Genomic DNA, 21482 nt, shown 5'->3' on the forward strand with positions numbered 1-21482 from the left:
CTGGGGCGCCCACCCTTCTCGGCAAGCGAGGCTATTCCGGGCGATGCGCCCTCTCCAGGTACTCCCTGGACTGCATTTCCAATAACCGGCTGACCGTGCGCTCAAACTCAAAACGCAGGTGCTGCCCTCCATATAACTCTTCGGCCAGTACCTCTGCAGAGATCACCAACTTGACGCAGCGATCGTAGAATTCATCTACCAAATTGATAAAGCGGCGCGCCTGGGCATCCATGCGCTCATCAAACTTCGGTACCGCCGCCAACAGCACTGTATGAAATTCCCGGGCCAACTCTATATAGTCATTTTGTGAGCGAGGACCATCGCACAGATCTGTAAAATTGAACCAGGCAACATCATCTGCCACCTTCAGTGCGCGGATAGGACGCCCCTCAACCTGCAAGTCGACATCACTGCGCACCTCACAACCATCCACGATCAGACGGGAGAAACTGTTGGACAGGTTTTCGTCTGCCGCTCTGTCGAGTGGAGCATGGTATAGCTCCAGTAACTCCAGGGTGCGCAGCCGGTAGTCGGTGCCACCATCGACATTCACCACCTTGGTGTGTTGCTGAAGGAGTTCTATAGCTGGCAGAAAACGGGCTCGCTGTAGACCATCTTTATAGAGCCCTTCCGGCACGATATTAGAGGTGGCCACTAGAGCCACCCCACGGCGGAACAAGGCATCCAAAAGGCCCGCCAGGATCATAGCGTCAGCGATATCTGAGACAAAGAACTCATCAAAACAGAGCACACGCGCCCTTCGCGCAATCTTGTCAGCTACCTTTTCCAGCGGGTTTTTCTCCCCGGCATACTCCTTCAGATCCTGGTGAACCTGGCGCATAAACCTGTGGAAATGGGTGCGCTGCTTCTGCTCAAACGGCAGGGACTCATAAAAGGCATCCATCAGATAGGTTTTACCGCGCCCCACCCCACCCCAGAAGTAGAGCCCGCGCTCAGGCCCAACATCGGCGCCGCGCAGACGTGAGACTAGCCCGGCAAGAAACCCTCGCTCAACCCTTGCCACCAGGCGCAGGTGCAGATCTTGCAGCTCCTGAACCGCTGCCCTCTGGGACGAGTCCTCCAAAAATTCAGGGCGCTGTAGGTCATTCTCATAGCGCTCAAGAGGGGAAAGTAAGAGAGGTTTGGCGGGCAACATAGATGAAAATTTCTTCAACAGCTAAATCACAGGCGCGCACTCTACCAAATTCACCACAAAGCCGCCTAGGCGACAAAGGTACAGCATCGGCGAACCCAGCCAAGTCCTACCCGCGTCCGATTCGCCAGCCTATACCGGCAATTCGGAACTGGCGGTAAATTGGCGTGTCGCAAATAACTAACAACCTTAATTGTCAGATTAATAATCGCGTATACTGGGCCCGCTAACATTGGGCGACAGTCACTTAACGTTGACCATCCAGGGCCTCAGACAGTATCGCGGTCCAAATAACCGCCATCCATAATCATGCACCAGGGATCGCCAGTGCCATATAAGAGCAAGTTCGGGAGGTAGGAAGTGCACTCTACATCGGTATTAATTTTAGTTGGCATTCTCGGAATGACGCTGGGTGCTTTTTTAGCCTACCTGGCGATTCGCGGGCGCTCCAGTATTGACCGCACCCAAGAGCTGGAACAGCGCCTGCGAGAGGCCAATAGCAAGCTCGAGGATTTCCAGCTACAGGTCAATGAACACTTTGACCAAACTTCTCAGCTGGTTCACAACCTGACCGAAAGTTACAAAGACGTTCACGAGTATCTATCCAATAGCGCTTTACGCCTCTCCAACCAGGATATAGGCCGACAAATGCTTGAAGCCGGTAGCGGCAAACTGAAAGAAGACGACAAGCAACTTCAAGAGATGGAACCACCGAAAGACTGGGCACCGAAAGAGCCCGGCGCCAAAGGCACCCTCGATGAAGATTATGGCCTGGAGAAAGAGGCCCACGCAGGCAGCTAACAAGTAACAAGAACCCAATAAGCTCTATTTTTCGCAACGGTGTAAAATCGAAAAAGGCGGGATATCCCGCCTTTTTCATTAAGTTGTAAACTTACAGACTCTGATAATAATCCATCAGGATCTGCGCCACTTCCGGGCGGGAGAACTCCGGAGGCGGCGCAATGCCATCCCCCAGCATTTCACGTACCTTGGTTCCAGACAGCAGAATAAAGTCTTCCTTAGTGTGATCTGGTACATCACGCATCATCACAACTTTATTGAGCTTCTTTGAGTAGGCCGTGTGATCGGCTCGGAAGATTTCGATTTCCAAAGCACCCTCAGGTACCTTCTCATCGAAAATAGTCTGCGCATCGAAGGCACCGTAGTAATCTCCAACACCAGCGTGATCTCGACCTACAATCAGGTGGCTACAACCACAGTTCTGGCGGAACAACGCGTGCAGCACGGCTTCGCGAGGACCAGCATAGAGCATGTCAAAACCGTAACCGGTCACCATTACGGTATTAGCAGGGAAGTAGAGCTCGACCATCTTGCGAATCGAGGCATCGCGTACCGGCGCGGGGATATCACCGGGCTTTAACTGCCCCAGCAACATATGAATCAGGACACCATCTGCCTCTACCGCTTCAAGAGCCATCTTACACAACTCTTCATGGGCGCGATGCATAGGGTTGCGGGTTTGGAAGGCCACCACTTTGCTCCAACCACGCTCGGCAAATTCATTGCGAATTTCTACCGCTGTGCGGAAGGTATCCGGGAAGTCGTTAATAAAATAACTAAAGTTCAGTACTTCGATAGGGCCAGAAATTAACTGGCGACCAGCGGATTTAAAGGTGGCTACACCGGGATGCTTATCATCCAGGGTGCCAAAGACCTGCTCGGCCATAGCATCCATCTGCTCATCGGATACGGTTTCAATCAATTCCACATCCATGATCGCCAGCACCGGGTTACCCTCAACATTCGGGTCCCGCAAAGCGATTCGAGATGCCCCCTCAATAGCACTGGTGTCTTCAACAACATTCAACACCGGCACAGGCCAAAAGAGGCCGTCGACTGTGCGCAAGGTGGCAGCAACACTCAGCGCATCGGCCAAGTTCATATAACCGTGTAAGGGGTTGAAATAGCCCGCTCCCAGCATGACTGCATTAGCAGCAGCGGCAGAGCTAACCACAATAGAGGGCAACGACTCCGCCTCATGCATCAGCTGGTGATGCCGCTCGCTGTCATAAACAAAGCGAGGCTGCAGCTCAACACTGCCGTGGGGACGAACTAAGGACATTTTGGTCTCCAAATACAAAATTTGCCGGTTAGTCAATTATCGGCTGGCCATTATACGCATCTATAAAGGCTGACCAATGTCAAACCTATACAGAGTGGGGGAGTATAGCTCCCCCTATAGCCCACCAAACAACAATAATGCTCTAAGGAATTGATGCTCTACCAAAACACAATTTTTAAAAGATCGTACATATATTCGAAGTAAAGGCTGCGGGTAATCTAGCCAGGAAATAAACACTGGGAAAATATCCCCGAATATCCGTTTGGGGCTGTCAACATCAATAGGGCATAGATATAAGAACTGGGGCGAGAAAAGTCAGCTTACCCCCCCGATCAAGCTCAATAAGCCTTCTGGGGAGCACAGGGTAACTATAAACACTGGCAAGCATATGAATGGACTGCCTTGAAGGCTTCTAAACAGAAGTCATTGATGCTGATCTTTTAAATACCCCCACTAACGCACCCTCAATAGTCACTAGGGGGATAGAAAACTCCTCGCAGCCCCCTAACTCACCCTGAACCAATCACCGAAACTGCAGCAAGGCTGTACTCGGCGAATCCCCAGCGAGAGGTGTGTATAATCAGCGCAAATGAGGAGTCTCGAGTGTCCCAAAATCGCTTTTTACAGGATTGGGCCCTGCCTGCCCTGATAGGTTTGGCTATGGCCGCACTACTATTGGTCATATTTCCGCAGTTGCGCGGCACAAACCCTACACCTCCCCAGGAGGATTGGCAGGGGCCGGTTTCCTATGCCCAAGCAGTCAATATGGCTGGTCCCGCTGTAGTTAACATTTATACCCGCATGGCACTACCACAGCGGCAACACCCACTGTTTAATGACCCCCTTTTTCGCCGTTTGTTCGACAATATGAACGTCCCACAGAGGGAACGCATGCAGTCGAACCTTGGTTCTGGGGTTATTGTCAGTGACAACGGCTATATTCTCACCAACCACCATGTGGTCGACCAGGCAGACGCTATTGTCATCTTGCTCGCCGATGGCCGCGAGGCACAGGCTCGCATGGTCGGTAGCGATGCCGACTTTGACTTGGCCGTTTTGAAAATCGAACTCGACAACCTAACTTCTATCTCAGTTGGTGAGCCCGAATCCGCTCAAGTAGGCGATGTAGTTCTGGCTATTGGCAACCCTTTTGGGGTTGGCCAGACGGTCACCCAAGGCATCATTAGCGCCAAGGGACGCCACTTGGAAAACTCCGGCACCGGAAGCCACCTACAGAATTTCTTGCAAACTGACGCTGCCGTGAATCCGGGTAACTCCGGTGGCGCATTGGTGGACTCTCGCGGGCGCCTGCTCGGCATTAACACTTCTATTCTCAACCAGTCCGGCTACTCCGGCGGGATCAGCTTCGCCATTCCCGCCAATATCGCTTTTAAAGTAATGCAGGACATTATTGCTTACGGCCGCGTTGTACCCGGCTGGCTAGGCATCGAAGCCAGCGCAATCAGCCCGCAGATGGCTAAGGAATTCAATCTCCTCTCCACCGGCGGCGTCATGATTACTGCCATCTACAATGAGAGCCCAGCTCATAACGCCGGACTCAAACCTGGAGATGTGATCACCCATATCGATGGACTCCCCATTGGCGACGGAAAGCAAGGTGAGGCCACCATGGCAACCCTGCGTCCTGGAGACACCATCTCCATTACCTTTACTCGAGAGGGGCAGTCTCATACCGTGGAAGCTACCGTGTCAGTCAAACCAGATACAACAACCCCTGTGGAATAGCCTGCCGGGGAACAGGGAGACAACCTATGCGCACAATCATCCTTACCATCCTCGCGATTCTTGTTGCCGGGCAATGCTGGGCCGATGACAAAGAGGAACTCCAAAAACTACTACATTATTTTATCGATAATGCTGCCAGCAGTGCCGAGGCCCATCAGCGCTTTTGGGCTGATGACCTTGTCTATACCAGCTCCGCGGGAAAGCGATTTGGCAAAGCAAAAATCATGCAGGGCATGGAGACAGCTGGCGATGAGCCCATAACAGTGAACTACGCCGCAGAGGATATCGATATTCGCCTACTTGGAGATACGGCAGTAGTAGCTTTCAAATTAGTCGCCAACGATAGTGTCAAAGGAAAGAAAAACTATTATTTAAATACAGGCACTTTTGTGAAACGCCAGGGAGACTGGTTTGTAATCGCCTGGCAGGCAACCCAAATTCCCAGAGAAGGAAGCCAGTAGAAATAGGATATTGCGTGGGCCAGGCTAGTCCCCGGCCCGCTTTTCCCGCCAATTCTCGCGAACATTAGCCATAAATCGGGATTCACTGGGTACATTCGCCTGGGCAATTAGCCCCCTAGCAAAAGTCTCTACCTCCTCCCTGCTTCTCCCCTCCCCGGAAAAAGAAGCTCGCACCTTAATAAATTTATCCTTGCGTACAAATAAATAGGTATGGGTATCAAAGCGCTCCCCATCTGCGGCGAGGAAATAACCGGAAAGCCTGGTCACGGGCATGTCCTGCCCCTGTACGCGCCATATTTCTGAAGCCTCCTCGCTGAGATCCAACACCTGCCACTGAGCTTCCCTCTCGACCAGCTCAAGTTCCTGGCGAACCCTATCCAGCTCCTCAACCTGCGCCTGCTTCAGATCTCCCCACTCCCAATTGGGGATTGGGTAGACAAAAACATCTACAGAATCGAACTGAAACTGACGGTGCACGTAGCGCGTTTGAGCCCCAAATAACGGGTGGCTAGCAAGCACAAGGGGGTTGCTCACATACTCACCGACAGACTCCGGCAAATTCAGAGCCGAGTGGTAGTCACTCGCTCCAATGGATTGATAGAGATATTCTGGAGCCATAACCCTATCTTCCTGCAGTAAAGCTATCAGCTCCCCTGCTACCACTTTGGCTAAATCTCGCTTTGCGGCAAGCGGAGAAGTAAACAGGCTTATTTTCGTTGTGAACGGAAACTCTAATTGATAACGCTTCAAGGGTAGGCCGTGCCAAGTCAGGATTGCATCGATATGGATATCCTGCGTGGTACGCATAGGAGCCAACATCAAAGTGGCACCTGCTATAACCGCCTCACCGATATCCTCTATCCCCTCCTCAGAATAACCGGCAGAAGTTACCAGTAATTGGTAAGGAATATCGTCGTTACCAGAGTACACAGAACTAAAGGCCGTGGAGGCTTCCAGCTGCCCCAATAGTTCCGTGTAGTCCACTACACCATACTGACAATATTTGAGCAGAGAACTTTCGGAATAGTCGTTACAGCGCCGTTCAAAATCCTCACCAGGCATCTTGGCGAATAGGGATAGGGCGGGAAGGCTCTGCTCAAACCCTGAATATTTTTCAACGCTATATTCATCAGCCGTCACACAACCAACCAGGATAAGGGCGACTAAACACAGAAGTAATTTACGCATGATGTGCCTTACTGGTGCCAGTTACCGCGATAAGGTATTCGTTTATTTCTTGATCCGAAAGGTGGCAGAGCGAGCATGGGCTTCCAACCCTTCACCACAAGCGAGGGTGGCAGCTACACGACCAAGCTGATCGGCACCTTGTGGGGAACAATAAATAATCGAACTGCGTTTCTGAAAATCGTAAACACCCAGGGGTGAGGAGAATCTTGCGGTACCACTGGTAGGCAGCACATGGTTGGGCCCCGCGCAATAGTCCCCCAGAGCTTCTGCAGTATAGCGGCCCAGGAAAATCGCACCGGCATGGCGAATTTGCGGCAACAAAGATTCAGGATCAGCCACAGAAACTTCCAAATGTTCGGGAGCAATACGATTAGAGATTTTTATTGCCTGCTCAAGAGAGTCCACCAGAATCAGAGCACCGCGATCCATTAGTGACTTGGCTGCTATTGTTGCGCGAGGCAACTCTGCCAGCTGCCTTTCAAGGGATGACTCCACCGCATCGAGAAATTCTGCGTCAGGGCATAGCAGAATCGCCTGCGCCTGCTCATCGTGTTCGGCCTGGGACAGCAGATCCATCGCGATCCAATCTGGATCGGTGGCCCCATCACAAATAACAAGTATTTCCGAGGGCCCGGCGATCATGTCTATTGCCACATGGCCAAAGACCGCGCGCTTGGCACTAGCCACAAAGATATTACCGGGGCCAACGATCTTATCTACCGAGGCAATCGTTTCGGTGCCATAAGCCAGTGCGGCCACCGCCTGTGCACCACCAATAGTGAACATTTGATCCACTTCGGCAATCGCTGCCGCGGCCAGAACCAAATCACTGATCTCGCCCTCGGGAGCCGGAACCACCATAGCCACTGAATCCACGCCAGCAACCTTTGCCGGAATAGCATTCATTAATACCGATGAAGGGTAACTGGCTTTACCCCCAGGTACATAAATGCCAACACGCTCCATTGGAGTAATCTGCTGACCCAGTACTGTGCCGTCTGCCTCGGTATAGCGCCAGGAGCCCTGCTTTTGGTGTTCATGGTATTCACGTACGCGCCGGGCGGAGACTTCAAGGGCCTCACGCTCCTCAACTCCAATACGGGCAAGAGCCTCAGTCAGCGCTTGTGGAGTTAAACAAAAGTCTTCTGCTCCAATAAGATTACGGCGATCAAAACGGTTGGTATATTCAATAACCGCAGCATCCCCTCGATTGCGCACCTGCTGCAGAATTTCTGCAACTATCTCCTCGACCTGTTTATTGGCCACCGCCTCCCAAGCGAGCAACTGCTTTAATTGCCCATCAAAATCCGTGTCAACGGCACTTAGCCGACCAATAAACTTGCGAGTCATAACGTCTAAAAATCTTCTAGTTCTGCGCGACAGCTGTCGACAATTTTTCAATCAGCTCACTGATTGGCTGATACTTCATCTTCATGGCGGCCTTATTGACAATCAAGCGGCTACTGATATGCGCAATCATTTCACGAGCTTCAAGGCCATTGGCTTTTAAGGTATTGCCACTATCGACTATATCTACAATTTCATCGGCAAGATCCATCAATGGAGCTAACTCCATTGCGCCATACAGCTTAATAATGTCCGCCTGCCGCCCTTGAGCAGCGTAATGTCGCTTGGCGCTCTCAACAAATTTTGTTGCCACTTTTATCCGCCCCGTCGGCAGAACCGCCCCCTTCACCCCTGCGGTCATCAGACGACAGCGCGCAATACCGAGATCAAGAGGTTCATAAATACCGTCGGCATGATGTTCCAGCAGAGTATCTTTACCAGCAACCCCCATATCCGCAGCGCCATGCTGCACATACGTGGGAACATCGACACCACGCAAGAGAAGCAGACGCACCCCCTCGCAGTTGGTGGGGAAAATCAGCTTGCGGCTTTTCCCTAGGTCTTCAAGTGGTTCCAGACCCGCCGCTGCGAGCAAAGGTAAGGTTTCTTGCAGGATACGCCCCTTGGTCAAGGCGATGGTGATTTGCATAGTCATTATTAAGCCGGCTCTTCTTCGAGAGCCGCCCCGACCTAAGGGGCGGCCGTCTCAACTTGCTAACCAGGTACTCGGCGAATACTCGCCCCCAGTTGCTGTAATTTTTCCTCAATACATTCATAACCCCGGTCTATATGGTAGATACGGTCGACTGTGGTAGTGCCCTCAGCAACCATACCCGCAATCACCAGGCTTGCCGAAGCGCGTAAATCCGAGGCCATCACGGGTGCTCCTTTAAGCTTCTCAACACCTGTGACGAAAGCCGTATTACCCTCAAGGGTGATATCAGCACCCATACGGTTCAACTCATGAACCTGGATCAGTCGATTCTCAAAAATAGTCTCCACCACAGCGCCTTTACCCTCAGCTACGGCATTCATAGCGGTAAACTGCGACTGCATGTCGGTGGGGAAAGCTGGGTAAGGTGCGGTGCGGAAACTCACCGCCTTAGGGCGGTTGCCCTTCATATCCAACTCAATCCAGTCATCACCACAGCTCAGGTGTGCGCCAGCCTCCTCAAACTTCACTAATACCGCATCGAGGATGTCCGCACGAGTATGCAGAAGCCGAACCTTGCCACGAGCTGCTGCCGCAGCGGCAAGAAAAGTGCCAGTTTCGATGCGATCCGGCATAACGGTAAAGGTGCAAGGGGTCAACTTGGGGACGCCGTGGATGCGCATAGTGTCAGTGCCAACACCCTCTATCTGTGCTCCCATGGCAATTAGGAATTCTGCCAGGTCGACGATCTCAGGTTCGCGCGCGGCATTGTGCAACACCGTGGTGCCCTCTGCCAAAACTGCCGCCATCAGCAGGTTTTCTGTACCACCGACAGTAACCTTCTCCATAACGATATTGGCGCCTTTAAGGCGGCCATTGGAGCGGGCCCGGATAAAACCCCCGTCAATGGTTATTTCTGCACCCATCGCCTCCAGCCCTTTCAGGTGGATATCCACCGGACGACTGCCGATCGCACAGCCGCCAGGGAAAGAGACATTAGCTACGCCGTGGCGGGCCAATAGCGGGCCCAAAACCAAAATAGAGGCGCGCATGGTTTTCACCAGCTCGTAGGGCGCCGTCAGATCGTTGACCGAACGGGGGTCTATTTCAACACCCAGCTTCTCATCAATTGTGACATCACACCCCATACAGCGCAGCAGGGTGATCATCGTGGTGATGTCATTAAGGTGTGGCAGGTTATGAATATGTACCGGACCATCGGCCAAAAGTGCTGCGGCCAAAATTGGCAAAGCGGAATTCTTCGCACCAGAAATTCGCAGGGTGCCGGAAACTGGGCTACCACCCTCTATTATTAACTTATCCATTCGGTCTCGTATTTCGGGAGTCGCCTAAATACAGGCAACAGGTTATCGACTGGCTTCTTCTGGAGTAAGGGTCTGCATTTGCACGGCGTGTAAAGTGCCGTCGGCAATTTTGTCATTTAGCGCCGCATAAACTAGCTGTTGCTTTTTCAAGCGGCTTAGGCCTTCAAAGGCGCTGCTCACCACAGTCACCATTAGGTGGCTACCTTCAAAGGAGACCTCGACATTACTCTCGGGGATATGACCCTCAATGAGGGTTTTGATTTCATCTGGTTGCATAGGTGGGATTTGCGTTAGTTAAAAAAACATCACGCAAGTGTACTTGAATCATGAAGGGTGCGCAGCTGCGCACCCTGAAGTTCGCCGACTAGCTCACTTTATCGGCAACATCCTGTCCTGCGGACCAGTTGGAGATTACCTTGTCGATATCCCCATAAGACTGCATAGATTGAGAAAACTGACTGCGGAAAGTTTTACCCAAATTAACGCCATTTAAGATAACGTTAATCAGCTTCCACTCTCCCGCGCGGTTACGCACCAGAGTATAAGAAACTTTGGTAATACCCTCTTTGCTGCGCACTTCCTGTAAAACATTAACCCGGTTCCCACTGGGCAAAGTTCCCGGGTTGACCACTTTCACATCGAGGTCGCCAAAATTTGCTACACCCCGAGCAAATGTTGCCACCAGATCTCGACGAAAAGCACTGGAAAAACGGGAGCGCTGGGATGCAGTCGCCTGTTTGGCATAACGCCCCATAACACCGCGCGCGATAAAATCAAAATCCACAACCGGCGTCAGGACCCCCTCAATAGCGCTGTAATATCTCTGCGGATCAGAGTTGGCATATTGGGCATTTGAGCGAATCACACTCAACAGTTTTTGGGAAACCCCTTCAATCATTACATAGGGGTTTTGATCGGCATTTGCAGCGGGGACCACAGCAGATACCAATACTGCGCAAAGTACAAATCTTAGCCACCGGGAAAAACCGTACCGACCAATCCAAAATGATGTATTCACAAATACTCTCCAATTAGCAAATCATTCCTTGGACGCACACAGCGTAAATAAGTGCCATGACGAAGCTGCTGGCAATCAGTCCCAGTAAATGGGAATTTGTCGTTCATCCGCTGAGTGACATAGCTGACAGCAGCGGCGGCAGACTATACCATGACCGCGCCCGGTGGTGTGGCAGTGTACGAGCGTGTCATTTGACACTCCGGCAGGCGACCGGTTTCCATACGTGCCTGTTGGGTGTTCGTATTTAGATTAGCACGACAATCGCAGGGACAACTGCGTCAAACATAGTTGATAAAGTCTGCCCCCTAACGCTCAAAGGGCTCACCATAAAACCGGACGAAGATAAGTCATCACTTTTTTACCTTATAAAATTAGAAACTCTTAAATTAGAAGTCAGTAATTCAGAGGCACCCAATGACCCAGGATTTGATATTGCAGGCCGGGCAGCGCACCGTGCGAATGGAAACGGAAGCTGTTGCCGCACTGGAACACCGGATCAACGGCGACTTCCAGCGCGCCTGCGAGATGATCCTACAGTGCCCCGGACGTACCATCGTAACTGGCATGGGTAAATCAGGGCATATCGGACGCAAAATAGCGGCCACCCTTGCCAGTACTGGCACCCCAAGTTTTTTCGTTCATCCAGGGGAAGCGAGCCATGGCGACCTGGGAATGATCACTCGCGACGACTTAGTGATATCTATCTCTAATTCAGGCTCTTCCGCAGAGGTACTTACTCTACTGCCATTACTGAAACGCCTGGGTATCCCCATGATCAGCATGACAGGGAAGACGGATTCGCCATTAGCACAAGCTGCAGAGGTAAACCTGGATATTTCGGTGCAAACGGAAGCCTGCCCTCTTAATCTAGCACCAACCTCATCAACCACTGTCACACTGGTTATGGGTGATGCTCTAGCTGTAGCCCTACTGGAAGCGAGAGGCTTTACAGCTGAAGATTTCGCATTTTCCCATCCAGGAGGAGCCCTCGGTAGACGTCTGTTACTCAAGGTTGAAGATGTTATGCACGCAGGAGAGGAGTTACCCCAGGTCCAACCCGATACTTTGCTATCTAAGGCCCTACTAGAAATGACCAGTAAAGGGTTTGGTATGACCACTATTGTCGATTCCAAAGGTGAGCTGCTCGGTGTGTTCACCGACGGGGATCTACGACGAGTGATCGACCACAAAATCGAGCTGGGTAAGGCCACAATGGATCAAGTGATGAGCCGCCTTCCCAAAACGGTATCTGCCGAAACCCTGGCTGCTGAAGCACTGCGAATTATGGAAGACTACAAAATCACCGCACTCGTCGTGGAGGATAAAGCCCACCACCCCGTAGGTGTTTTACATATGCACGATATATTACGCGCCGGCGTAATCTGAGATAATCAAATAAATGACGGCGCAAATTAGCACCTCACAGACATTTCGGAAGGATTAACCTGGTGGTTTCAGAAGAAAAAATAAACTCTGCACTGCAGAAGGTACGCTGGTTGGTATTGGATGTAGATGGCGTCCTCACCGATGGCAAGCTCTATTTCGACAATAACGGCAATGAGCTGAAGACCTTCAATACACTCGATGGGCACGGCATTAAAATGCTGCAAAATTCCGGGGTTCGAGTAGCCATTATTACAGGGCGACGCAGCTCAGTAGTGGAACGCCGCGCTCACGATCTTGGCATCACTAAACTGATCCAAGGGCGCGAGGACAAATTTACTGCACTGCAGGAACTCTTGTCCGACGAGTCATGCCGCCTGGAAGATATCGCCTATATTGGCGACGACTATCCTGACCTACTGGTTATGACCCGTATCGGCTGCCCCATAGCTCCTCCCAATGCAGCTTCTCCAGTCATGGAACGTGCCCTGTGGGTAACTCGAGCCTGCGGTGGTGAAGGTGCAGTGCGCGAAGCTTGTGATCGAATTATGCTGGCCCAGGGAACATTTGATTCTGCCCTCGCCCCCTACATTGGAGAGAAATAATGCGCACCTGGCTACCGCTGCTATTAGTAATATCGCTAATCAGTGTTGGCCTGTGGCTTTCAGAGAGCCCACCTGATCAGCTGCTGGGGGTTCGACCTACCCCCCAGCAGCATGACAAAGCGGCAGAGCTAATCATCCGAAATGCCAAAACACGCCACTTTAATGAGGAAGGAAATCTAGCCTATCGCGTGGACGCGGACCAGATAACCTACTACCAGTTTAAACGCCGTGACCGGGCAGACCTGACCGAACCTCGCATGGTTTTTTACCAAGATGACCAGCCTAAATGGCGTACCGAGTCCCGAGAAGGGGTGGCACACAATCGCGGTGAACGAGTAGTCCTGAGTGGCGATGTAGAAATTGATGAACTACCCACCCCAGGTGGCATCAAATTGGAAACATCCAGTATTACGATTCTCCCCGCGAAGGAATTCGCCGAGACAGACAAAGTTGTTACTATAAGCTCTGGCCCAAACCGCACCACCGGCAAAGGCATGCGCGCTTACTTGAATGAAGACCGGATGGAAATCCTATCCGATGTAAAGAGCATCTATGACACTGACTAATTACCACCACCTGTTAAAAGTCTCCACCATCGCAGCGCTCCTGCTCACAGCCTCATCAGCTTTTGCACTGCCTGAGGACCGCCAACAGCGGATCAATATCAGCTCTGATGCAATGAATGCAGGTCTAAATAATAACTTGGTGGTATATAGCAATAATGTTGTTATAACTCAGGGCTCTTTAAAAATACGGGCAGACCGCGTTGAGGTTTATTTCACTCCAGAAAAGGAGATTAGTCGTGTAGTGGCCGTGGGCAAACCCGCACATTTCCAGCAAAAGATCCTCCAGGGCGAGAACCCCGTAAAAGCCAGAGCCCAACGCATTGTATATCAAGTGGGCTCTGAGGAGTTGCAACTAACCGGTAAAGCCCATGTTGACCGGGAAGGCAACACACTGACAGCGGAAAAAATTGACTACGACCTCACTACCGAGCAAATGAGCGCCAAGGGCCAAACTGGGAAAGGGCGTGTAGAGATGACCTGGAAACCCGAGAAGAAAGAGAGCTCGCAAGACGCCAATGATAATCAAGGCCAGTAAACCCTCTACTTAATACCTCATCATAAGTAACAAATATTATTGCACCAGCGGGCATCACTCTGCCCGCGGCATGGATAGATTCGGTACACACTATGCCAACGCTCAAAGCGTTACATCTCGCGAAACAGTATAAAAAAAGAAAAGTTGTCCAGGATGTCACCGTCAGTGTTTCCAGTGGACAGGTTGTCGGCCTCCTCGGCCCCAACGGTGCCGGCAAAACAACCTGCTTTTATATGATTGCCGGGCTGGTGCAGGCCGACGCTGGCAGGGTGATGATCGACGATGAGGATATAACCCGGCTATCCATGCACGGACGCGCACGCAAAGGTATCGGTTATCTCCCCCAAGAAGCCTCTGTATTTCGCCGCTTGACGGTAAAAGACAATATCTTAGCAATCCTTGAAACCCGCAAGGACCTCTCAAGAGACGAGCGGCAACAACAGGCCCAAGCACTACTTGAGGAATTTAATATAACCCATATCGCGCAAAGCCTGGGTATGGCCCTCTCTGGTGGAGAACGACGCCGAGTTGAGATTGCCCGCGCTCTGGCCACCAACCCCGGCTTCGTCCTGTTGGACGAGCCCTTTGCTGGGGTAGACCCCATATCGGTGAACGATATCAAGGAGATAATCCGCCACCTGCGTGATCGCGATATTGGCGTACTAATCACAAACCATAATGTTCGCGAAACGCTGGATATCTGTGAGACCGCTTACATTGTCAGTGAAGGTCATATCATCGCTGCAGGCACGCCGGATGAGGTTCTCGCCAACCAACAGGTGCGCGAAGTTTATTTGGGACACGAATTCACTATTTGAGGCTAACCACCAATTTCTGTCCTTAAATTCTTCACTTAAGACGGGAATAATCATAATTCTGGAAACATAGCACCAGCTATCATGCCAGGACCGGCACGCTTATTGCTTGTAATAGATTGAAGAGAGGGGTAGTCTGCGCCATCTTAGGACAATTTGATCGACACCCTGTCTTATCGGCCTGCGGCGCTCCACTATGAAGCAGTCTCTCCAGCTCAAGCTCGGCACACAGCTGACCATGACCCCCCAGTTGCAGCAAGCAATTCGCCTACTGCAACTCTCCACACTCGATCTGCAGCAGGAGGTCCAGGCAGCACTGGACAACAACCCAATGCTGGAAGCGGATAGCGAAGAGCAATCCGTCAAGGTGGATGAAAATCAGCCACAGTCTGAACAAACACCGGAAAACACAACACAGCCGGTAGAAGAGCGCGAACTGGCCGAGGGGGACTGGGACCAGGCAATTCCTGATGAGCTGCCCGTCGACTCGCGCTGGGATGATATCTACACCAATAACAGCGGCAGCCACGAGTTAGATTCCTCCAGCTATGAGCGTAACTCCACCTCCATCGGCCTTCAGGATCATCTACGCTGGCAGCTGAACTTGACCCCCTTATCTGAGCAGGATAAATGGATCGGTGAAAACTTAATTGATGGCATAGCCCCCAGCGGCCTCCTTGGTACTTCTGTGCAGGATGTCGCCACCTCTTTATCGATCGATGAAGATGAGGTGCTCGCGGTTCTGAAGGCTATTCAGCAGTTTGATCCCGCTGGCTGCGGGGCTCGGGATCTCAAAGAATGCCTGCAATTACAACTGCAGCAGTTGCCGCGAAATACCCCTTGGCTAAGCCAAGCGCAAAACATTATTGAGAAACACTTGGACTTACTTGGCAAAAGGGATTTTCGCCAGTTGAGTCGACGCACACGACTCACTGAAGCCCAGCTAGGCGAGGCCATTCGCCTAATCCAGACCTTAAACCCCAGTCCGGGAGAGAGCTATGGTGGGCAAGAGCCGGACTATGTAATTCCAGATATTGTCGTTTCCCGCAAAACCCTTCGCTGGCACGTAGAATTGAATGCAGAGATCACCCCAAAGATCCGTATCAATGACCACTACGCCTCCCTGGTCAAGCGTGCCGACAACTCCAGAGATAACAATTTTTTGCGGGATCACCTGCAAGAAGCACGCTGGTTTATGAAAAGCCTGCAGAGTCGCCACGAGACTTTACTGAAAGTAGCCAACTGTATTGTCGAAAAGCAGCAAGGTTTTTTTGAGGAAGGTCCGGAAGCCATGCGACCTATGGTGCTGGCAGATGTTGCTGAATCTATTGGCATGCATGAATCGACCATATCTAGGGTGACCACCCAGAAGTACATGCTCACGCCTCGCGGCGTGTTTGAGCTCAAGTATTTCTTTTCGAGCCACGTCAGCACAGACTCCGGTGAGGATGCCTCTTCAACTGCTATCCGTGCACTGATCCGCAAGCTGATTGACGCAGAGACCCCGCGCAAGCCGCTCTCAGATAACAAAATTACCCTAGAGCTCGATAAACAAGGTATTAAAGTAGCCCGCCGCACTGTGGCGAAATACCGCGAGTCAATGGGAATTCCCTCCTCCAGCGAGCGAAAACGCTTGGTCTGAAGGGGCCGCTTGGGTTTCGACTCATGAGGTAGGCCAAGTCATAACCTGGCACAAATTACTACACCTTCGCAACCGAACTCCAAACTTTGAGTGTATCCTTCCATTCTGGGCCACTTCCTAGTAGGGTTGCGACCCGAAAGGAGGCTCGCCGTAATGTGATGCACCTGGTAAGGAGAAATCCATGCAGATCAATATTAGTGGTCACCACGTCGACGTTACCTCGCCAATGCGCAGCTACTGTGAGAACAAGCTGGAAAAGCTCTCAAGGCATTATGACAATATAACCAACGCGCAAGTCATCCTATCCATAGACAAGCTGATCCAGAAAGCCGAAGCCCGGGTACATATCAATGGTCACGACCTTTGCGCGGGTTCGGAAGACAAGGACATGTATGCGGCCATTGATTCGCTTACAGACAAGCTGGACCGCCAACTGAAAAAACACAAAGAGAAGTTGCAGAACCACCGCTGAACTATGACACTGGAAGCTTTACTCTCTCCCCGCCTCAGCCTTTGCCATCTGGCGGGGAGCAGCAAAAAGAAATTGCTGCTCAATATCGCCCAGGCTGTAGCCGAACAATATCCACAGCATGACTCTGACATCATATTCAACCAACTGATCGCGCGCGAGCGTCTAGGCTCCACAGGAATTGGCGAAGGTGTGGCTATCCCCCACTGCCGTCTTCCTGGATGTGAGCACCCCATTGGCGTACTTTGCACTATAGAACCCGCCATAGATTTCGACGCTATCGACCGACAGCCTGTCGATCTGCTCTTTGTCTTGCTGGTTCCTGAAGATTCGGAACAACAACATCTAGATACACTGGCAGAAATCGCTGCGCTCTTCTCTAACAGCCAGGTCCGGGACAAGTTGAGGCAGGCTGACACTAGCGACGCACTCTATGCCCTAGCTATAGACTCAGCCGCAGCAGCCTGATTCTAGCTTTGCGCTCATATCCTGGTAATCCGATTCCAGAGTCACGACTTATAAATTACCGCCAGGAATATAAACACCATTTAATTAACGATTAAATGGTATAAAGAGCTAAAAAGAGGGGGTCCCCATGCGCTTGATTATCATCAGCGGCCGCTCCGGCTCTGGTAAAAGCTCCGCACTTCAACTGCTCGAAGATGCGGGCTTTAACTGCATCGACAATCTGCCGATTAGCCTACTACCCGAACTCATCAAGCGGGCTGAGCAGCAAACGACTAAAGGGGACACCCCCCTTGCCCTGGGAATAGACGCTCGCAACCTCTGGCAGGATATCAAACAGGCCCCCCGTGTTATTGAAGCCCTGCGCAGTACCGGCGTAGAGTGTGATGTAATCTACCTGGACGCCCGCGAACCTGTACTGGTACAACGCTTCAGCGAGACCCGCCGCAAACACCCCCTGAGCAATGATTGCACCCACTTACTCGAAGCCTTGAAACAAGAAAGAGAGCTGCTAACACCCGTCTCAGCCATAGCGGATATGGTGATAGATACCAGTAGCCTCGGTTTGCACGAGTTACGGGAGCTGATTAGAAGCCGCGTGGTGGGCGGACATTCGGAAGGGATGGCAATACTTTTCCAGTCTTTCGGCTTTAAATATGGGGTGCCAGTGGATGCCGACCTGATGTTCGACTTACGCTGCTTACCAAATCCCTACTGGGAACCCAATCTTAGGAAAAAAACCGGGTTGGACCATGAAGTAGCCGAATTTTTACGCTCCCACCCCAAAACTAACAAGATGGAAGCAGATATCACCGGTTTCTTAGAGAACTGGCTACCCTCTTTCCAAGAGAGCAATCGCAGCTACACCTGTATCTCCATTGGCTGCACCGGAGGAAGACACCGCTCAGTTTATATGGTTGAACAACTGGCACGCACTTTTCTCCACAAATTTGGCAATATTCAAGTCCGTCACCGCGAGCAACAGAGATAGTCCATACAAATCCGCTACCTATGCAAAAACAGCGCCTCACCATCATTAACAAGCTCGGGCTGCACGCTCGCGCAGCCAGTAAGTTTGCCCAAACCTCTGCCCGCTTTTCCTCCAACATCAAAGTGCACTGTGGCGATAGATCGGTGGATGGCAAGAGTGTTATGGCACTTATGTTACTTGCCGCCGGGCAGGGCACAGAGTTGGAGCTGGAGGTTGAGGGCCGTGATGAGAGTGACGCACTCGGAGCTATCAGCACTCTCGTCTCAGAGCGCTTTGGAGAAGCCGAGTAATTTGCAAAGGCGAGCGGCTCTGGATAGAGTCCGCCATGGCGTAATAACGCCGCGACTTTCTTATGGTCTCTACTCCCTAAACACCGCTGAGCAGTAAGGATTTATCGTGTCCAGCCCACCCCAAGCCGAAATCAAGTTCCGCGCGCAAAACCAGCTCAGCGAGTTGTTCGCCGCCCTCGATAGTGGCACCGGGCAGGAAGTCCGGCGCATGCTCAAAACCCTGACCCCGCAGAGTATTGCGCAGCTATTGGAAAGCTCCCCCCCGCGTATTCGCCAGGTTCTGTGGAATCTGATCGATCGGGATGTCGAAGGTGAGGTACTGCAAGAGCTCACCGATGAAGTGCGCAGTCAAATCCTCGATACCATGGATACCGAGGAGATGGTGGAGATTATGGAGGGGCTGGATGCGGACGATATCGCGGATATCCTTCAGCAGCTCCCCGAACGCGTCGTCTCTGAAGTCCTCTCAGCAATGAGCGAAACCGACCGCCTGCGGGTGGAAAGCGTACTCGCTTACGATGAGAATACCGCTGGCGGCTTAATGGACACCGATACTATCTCGGTGCGCCCCAACTTAAGCTTGGATGTGGTGCTGCGCTACCTGCGCCGCCATGAGCAGCTGCCGGAATCCACAGATAGCTTATTTGTAGTCAACCGACGTGGCCAATATATCGGGCTGCTACCGCTTTCAAAGCTTCTCACTACAGACCCCTCTGTCACGGTACGCGAGGTCGTCAATACTGATGTGGAGCCAATTCCCGCCGATATGCGCGATACAGAGGTGGCCCGGTTGTTTGAAAAGTATGACTGGATCACCGCACCAGTAGTGGATGAACACAACCGCCTGCTGGGTCGAATTACAATCGACGATATCGTCGATGTTATTCGCGAAGACGCCGACCACTCCCTGATGAGTATGGCGGGCCTCGATGAAGAAGAGGACACCTTTGCTCCGGTAAGGCGCACTGCGCGCAGGCGCGCCCTCTGGCTCGGTATCAATCTGCTCACAGCCCTTCTCGCCTCATGGGTAATCAGTCTGTTCCAGAATACGCTGGAAAAGGTCGTTGCCCTGGCGGTATTGATGCCGATTGTCGCAAGTATGGGGGGGGTGGCCGGCAGCCAGACACTCACCGTGGTGATCAGGGGTATGGCTCTGGGCCAGATTGGCAAAAGTAACCTCAGTTGGCTACTCTCGCGGGAGCTCGGCTCTGCATGCCTTAATGCCCTGCTTTGGTCTCTGGTGATGGGGCTAATCGCTGCACTCTGGTTTGACGACATTACCATTGCGGTCATTATTGTTGCGGCCATGGTAATCAATTTGATTGTGGCAGCGATGGCAGGAGCAATCTTACCGGTTGTATTGCGGGCAATAAAAATCGATCCAGCATTAGCCGGTAGTGTCGCACTGACAACCGTCACCGATGTGGTGGGGTTCATGTCCTTCCTTGGCCTCGCCACCTGGTATTTTGGCTGAAAGGCAATACACTCCCCGCTCAAACAGAGCCGGTACAATCCGGAACTTTTATACGGAACTGAAGATGTACGAATACGACGATGAAGACCTGCCCAAGAGCAAAACGCAGGTAAAACAGGAGATGCACGAGCTGCAGGCCCTGGGGAAGCAATTAACCGAACTATCTAAAGCCCAGCTCGCCGAGGTGCCCATTGATGAGGATATGCGCGAGGCAATAGACACCTTGGGACGAATCAAGTCCAACGAGGCTCGCCGTCGCCAAATGCAATATATTGGCAAGCTGATGCGCAGTGCAGATCACGAAGCGATAGAAGCCGTGCTGAATAAATTTAAAGAGCGAGACCAGCAGCACCTGCGCTTCGACAAAATGGCCGAAGACTGGCGCAGACGCCTACTCGAAGAAGGTAATAGTGCCCAGGGTACCTTTTTTGACCAGTACCCTCAGATAGACCATCAGCATTTACGGCAATTGGTACGCGACTCCCTGCGCGAGATCAAAAACAGCAAACCACCCAGCAATCAGCGCAAGCTGTTCCGCTACCTGCGTGATTTCTTTATTCAGGCATCACAGTAGTTCTCATTCACCCAGCGCATATCACACGGGCGGCCCTGCTCCGCCCATAAACTCCATTGACTTATACCAAAGCCAAATTGCATCAATTAAAACTACAAAAGAGACTCGCTCAAACCAAAAATCAGACAAAGATAGTATGAGATCTAGCGATTATTGTTTGACATCCCCGGCCGGCTCAAAATCCAAGGCCAGCGAGTTCAAGCAATACCGTAGGTTTGTCGGTGGTGGACCATCCTTAAACACATGCCCCAGGTGCTCTCCACATTTGGACAATACCTCTGTGCGCCTGAGCCCCCAACTGAAATCATCCTTTAATACGATATTCTGCGGATAGGCCACATCCCAAAAGCTGGGCCAACCAGTACCCGATTTAAACTTGTGCTTTGAACTAAAAACCGGCAGACGGCAGCCTGCGGTGACATAAACACCTTCTTTTTCGTTGTATAACAATTTGCCACTAAAAGCCCGCTCCGTATCTCCCTGCCAGAGAACCTTGTAACGGTCCTCGGGGAGTAGCTGCTTCCATACCGACTTGGGGATCTGCTCTAGCCCTTTGCCTTCGGCTATACGTGATTTGGCTTCCGCCACTGTCATATTCTGGATTCTTTGGTCATCAGCCTCAGAGCAGGCCGATAGAACCAGGGCAAACACCAACAGGGGCCATAAGGCCGGGGACCTCACCATCTTGCAAACTCCTGTC

24 protein-coding genes are annotated in these 21482 nt (G+C 51.8%); 15 read left to right on the plus strand and 9 right to left on the minus strand.

The window, feature by feature from the left end; all coding sequences use genetic code 11:
- Positions 1-31: 31 nt before the first annotated feature.
- Complete coding sequence (gene zapE / locus ACJJIJ_RS12940; protein ID WP_444937566.1) at positions 32-1156, minus strand: cell division protein ZapE; 1125 nt, start codon at positions 1154-1156, stop codon at positions 32-34.
- Between the two features lie 357 nt (positions 1157-1513).
- Here zapE and ACJJIJ_RS12945 point away from each other — a divergent pair, with 357 nt between their 5' ends.
- Positions 1514-1954 (plus strand): Z-ring associated ZapG family protein, encoded by a 441-nt coding sequence (locus ACJJIJ_RS12945; protein ID WP_252082986.1) that lies wholly within the window; start codon positions 1514-1516, stop codon positions 1952-1954.
- Between the two features lie 91 nt (positions 1955-2045).
- On the opposite strand, the gene sat is transcribed toward ACJJIJ_RS12945, so the two are convergent.
- A complete protein-coding gene (sat, locus tag ACJJIJ_RS12950; protein ID WP_444937567.1) occupies positions 2046-3236 on the minus strand; it encodes a sulfate adenylyltransferase in 1191 nt (396 codons plus the stop codon).
- Positions 3237-3839: 603 nt separating this feature from the next.
- Here sat and ACJJIJ_RS12955 point away from each other — a divergent pair.
- Both ACJJIJ_RS12955 and ACJJIJ_RS12960 read left to right on the plus strand, forming a co-directional pair.
- Positions 3840-4982, plus strand: a complete 1143-nt coding sequence (locus ACJJIJ_RS12955) for a S1C family serine protease (RefSeq protein WP_444886959.1) — start codon at positions 3840-3842, stop codon at positions 4980-4982.
- A gap of 26 nt (positions 4983-5008) precedes the next feature.
- Positions 5009-5443, plus strand: a complete 435-nt coding sequence (locus tag ACJJIJ_RS12960; protein ID WP_252082989.1) for a nuclear transport factor 2 family protein — start codon at positions 5009-5011, stop codon at positions 5441-5443.
- 24 nt (positions 5444-5467) lie between these two features.
- Here the strand turns inward: ACJJIJ_RS12960 and ACJJIJ_RS12965 are convergent, their stop codons facing one another.
- From ACJJIJ_RS12965 to ACJJIJ_RS12990, 6 genes are all read right to left on the minus strand, one after another.
- A complete protein-coding gene (locus ACJJIJ_RS12965) occupies positions 5468-6631 on the minus strand; it encodes a hypothetical protein (RefSeq protein ID WP_444937568.1) in 1164 nt (387 codons plus the stop codon).
- A 42-nt stretch (positions 6632-6673) separates the two neighbouring features.
- Positions 6674-7981: a histidinol dehydrogenase gene (hisD, locus tag ACJJIJ_RS12970; RefSeq protein ID WP_444937569.1), complete on the minus strand. Its 1308-nt coding sequence runs from the start codon at positions 7979-7981 to the stop codon at positions 6674-6676.
- 16 nt (positions 7982-7997) lie between these two features.
- The gene (gene hisG / locus ACJJIJ_RS12975; protein WP_444937570.1) at positions 7998-8633 is read right to left on the minus strand and encodes an ATP phosphoribosyltransferase; all 636 of its coding nucleotides are present in this window, start codon (positions 8631-8633) and stop codon (positions 7998-8000) included.
- 59 nt (positions 8634-8692) lie between these two features.
- Positions 8693-9955 (minus strand): UDP-N-acetylglucosamine 1-carboxyvinyltransferase, encoded by a 1263-nt coding sequence (gene murA / locus ACJJIJ_RS12980; RefSeq protein WP_252082993.1) that lies wholly within the window; start codon positions 9953-9955, stop codon positions 8693-8695.
- A gap of 42 nt (positions 9956-9997) precedes the next feature.
- A complete protein-coding gene (locus ACJJIJ_RS12985; protein ID WP_252082994.1) occupies positions 9998-10231 on the minus strand; it encodes a BolA family protein in 234 nt (77 codons plus the stop codon).
- A gap of 88 nt (positions 10232-10319) precedes the next feature.
- Positions 10320-10973: an MlaC/ttg2D family ABC transporter substrate-binding protein gene (locus ACJJIJ_RS12990; RefSeq protein WP_252082995.1), complete on the minus strand. Its 654-nt coding sequence runs from the start codon at positions 10971-10973 to the stop codon at positions 10320-10322.
- A gap of 414 nt (positions 10974-11387) precedes the next feature.
- Between ACJJIJ_RS12990 and ACJJIJ_RS12995 the strand changes: the two genes are divergently transcribed.
- The 12 genes from ACJJIJ_RS12995 to yjgA all read left to right on the plus strand — a co-directional run bounded on the left by ACJJIJ_RS12995 (position 11388) and on the right by yjgA (position 20782).
- On the plus strand, positions 11388-12359 hold the full coding sequence (locus ACJJIJ_RS12995; protein ID WP_252082996.1) for a KpsF/GutQ family sugar-phosphate isomerase: 972 nt from the start codon (positions 11388-11390) through the stop codon (positions 12357-12359).
- Between the two features lie 62 nt (positions 12360-12421).
- On the plus strand, positions 12422-12961 hold the full coding sequence (locus ACJJIJ_RS13000) for a KdsC family phosphatase (RefSeq protein WP_252082997.1): 540 nt from the start codon (positions 12422-12424) through the stop codon (positions 12959-12961).
- Entirely contained in the window at positions 12961-13527 is a 567-nt protein-coding gene (gene lptC, locus ACJJIJ_RS13005; protein WP_252082998.1) for an LPS export ABC transporter periplasmic protein LptC, read from the plus strand. Before ACJJIJ_RS13000 ends, lptC begins: the two co-directional genes overlap by 1 nt.
- Entirely contained in the window at positions 13514-14062 is a 549-nt protein-coding gene (gene lptA / locus ACJJIJ_RS13010; RefSeq protein WP_444937571.1) for a lipopolysaccharide transport periplasmic protein LptA, read from the plus strand. The genes lptC and lptA overlap by 14 nt, the downstream gene beginning before the upstream one ends.
- 92 nt (positions 14063-14154) lie before the next feature.
- Complete coding sequence (gene lptB, locus ACJJIJ_RS13015; protein ID WP_444937572.1) at positions 14155-14880, plus strand: LPS export ABC transporter ATP-binding protein; 726 nt, start codon at positions 14155-14157, stop codon at positions 14878-14880.
- A gap of 193 nt (positions 14881-15073) precedes the next feature.
- Positions 15074-16519, plus strand: coding sequence for an RNA polymerase factor sigma-54 (locus ACJJIJ_RS13020; RefSeq protein WP_252083001.1), 1446 nt, complete (start codon positions 15074-15076; stop codon positions 16517-16519).
- 181 nt (positions 16520-16700) lie between these two features.
- Entirely contained in the window at positions 16701-16991 is a 291-nt protein-coding gene (gene hpf, locus ACJJIJ_RS13025) for a ribosome hibernation-promoting factor, HPF/YfiA family (RefSeq protein WP_252083002.1), read from the plus strand.
- Positions 16992-16994: 3 nt separating this feature from the next.
- Positions 16995-17456, plus strand: a complete 462-nt coding sequence (ptsN, locus tag ACJJIJ_RS13030; RefSeq protein WP_444937573.1) for a PTS IIA-like nitrogen regulatory protein PtsN — start codon at positions 16995-16997, stop codon at positions 17454-17456.
- Between the two features lie 127 nt (positions 17457-17583).
- A complete protein-coding gene (rapZ, locus tag ACJJIJ_RS13035) occupies positions 17584-18444 on the plus strand; it encodes an RNase adapter RapZ (RefSeq protein ID WP_252083004.1) in 861 nt (286 codons plus the stop codon).
- Positions 18445-18464: 20 nt separating this feature from the next.
- Positions 18465-18734 carry an HPr family phosphocarrier protein gene (locus ACJJIJ_RS13040; RefSeq protein WP_252083005.1) on the plus strand — a complete coding sequence of 90 codons (270 nt, stop codon included), beginning with the start codon at positions 18465-18467 and terminating at the stop codon, positions 18732-18734.
- 106 nt (positions 18735-18840) lie between these two features.
- Positions 18841-20208, plus strand: coding sequence for a magnesium transporter (gene mgtE, locus ACJJIJ_RS13045; protein WP_435583621.1), 1368 nt, complete (start codon positions 18841-18843; stop codon positions 20206-20208).
- A 64-nt stretch (positions 20209-20272) separates the two neighbouring features.
- Entirely contained in the window at positions 20273-20782 is a 510-nt protein-coding gene (gene yjgA / locus ACJJIJ_RS13050; RefSeq protein ID WP_252083006.1) for a ribosome biogenesis factor YjgA, read from the plus strand.
- Between the two features lie 150 nt (positions 20783-20932).
- Here the strand turns inward: yjgA and msrB are convergent, their stop codons facing one another.
- A complete protein-coding gene (msrB, locus tag ACJJIJ_RS13055; RefSeq protein WP_252083007.1) occupies positions 20933-21466 on the minus strand; it encodes a peptide-methionine (R)-S-oxide reductase MsrB in 534 nt (177 codons plus the stop codon).
- Positions 21467-21482: the final 16 nt, after the last annotated feature.

This window comes from Microbulbifer mixtoriginis (SeqCode) (genome assembly GCF_052467945.1).

Excerpts from the sequence above, each read along its gene's own strand:
- zapE (WP_444937566.1), bottom strand. The coding sequence starts at position 1,156 with ATGTTGCCCGCCAAACCTCTCTTACTTTCCCCTCTTGAGCGCTATGAG.
- sat (WP_444937567.1), bottom strand. The coding sequence starts at position 3,236 with ATGTCCTTAGTTCGTCCCCACGGCAGTGTTGAGCTGCAGCCTCGCTTT.
- ACJJIJ_RS12960 (WP_252082989.1), top strand. The coding sequence starts at position 5,009 with ATGCGCACAATCATCCTTACCATCCTCGCGATTCTTGTTGCCGGGCAA.
- ACJJIJ_RS12965 (WP_444937568.1), bottom strand. The coding sequence starts at position 6,631 with ATGCGTAAATTACTTCTGTGTTTAGTCGCCCTTATCCTGGTTGGTTGT.
- hisD (WP_444937569.1), bottom strand. The coding sequence starts at position 7,981 with ATGACTCGCAAGTTTATTGGTCGGCTAAGTGCCGTTGACACGGATTTT.
- hisG (WP_444937570.1), bottom strand. The coding sequence starts at position 8,633 with ATGACTATGCAAATCACCATCGCCTTGACCAAGGGGCGTATCCTGCAA.
- murA (WP_252082993.1), bottom strand. The coding sequence starts at position 9,955 with ATGGATAAGTTAATAATAGAGGGTGGTAGCCCAGTTTCCGGCACCCTG.
- ACJJIJ_RS12985 (WP_252082994.1), bottom strand. The coding sequence starts at position 10,231 with ATGCAACCAGATGAAATCAAAACCCTCATTGAGGGTCATATCCCCGAG.
- ACJJIJ_RS12995 (WP_252082996.1), top strand. The coding sequence starts at position 11,388 with ATGACCCAGGATTTGATATTGCAGGCCGGGCAGCGCACCGTGCGAATG.
- lptC (WP_252082998.1), top strand. The coding sequence starts at position 12,961 with ATGCGCACCTGGCTACCGCTGCTATTAGTAATATCGCTAATCAGTGTT.
- lptA (WP_444937571.1), top strand. The coding sequence starts at position 13,514 with ATGACACTGACTAATTACCACCACCTGTTAAAAGTCTCCACCATCGCA.
- lptB (WP_444937572.1), top strand. The coding sequence starts at position 14,155 with ATGCCAACGCTCAAAGCGTTACATCTCGCGAAACAGTATAAAAAAAGA.
- ACJJIJ_RS13020 (WP_252083001.1), top strand. The coding sequence starts at position 15,074 with ATGAAGCAGTCTCTCCAGCTCAAGCTCGGCACACAGCTGACCATGACC.
- hpf (WP_252083002.1), top strand. The coding sequence starts at position 16,701 with ATGCAGATCAATATTAGTGGTCACCACGTCGACGTTACCTCGCCAATG.
- ptsN (WP_444937573.1), top strand. The coding sequence starts at position 16,995 with ATGACACTGGAAGCTTTACTCTCTCCCCGCCTCAGCCTTTGCCATCTG.
- rapZ (WP_252083004.1), top strand. The coding sequence starts at position 17,584 with ATGCGCTTGATTATCATCAGCGGCCGCTCCGGCTCTGGTAAAAGCTCC.
- ACJJIJ_RS13040 (WP_252083005.1), top strand. The coding sequence starts at position 18,465 with ATGCAAAAACAGCGCCTCACCATCATTAACAAGCTCGGGCTGCACGCT.
- yjgA (WP_252083006.1), top strand. The coding sequence starts at position 20,273 with ATGTACGAATACGACGATGAAGACCTGCCCAAGAGCAAAACGCAGGTA.
- msrB (WP_252083007.1), bottom strand. The coding sequence starts at position 21,466 with ATGGTGAGGTCCCCGGCCTTATGGCCCCTGTTGGTGTTTGCCCTGGTT.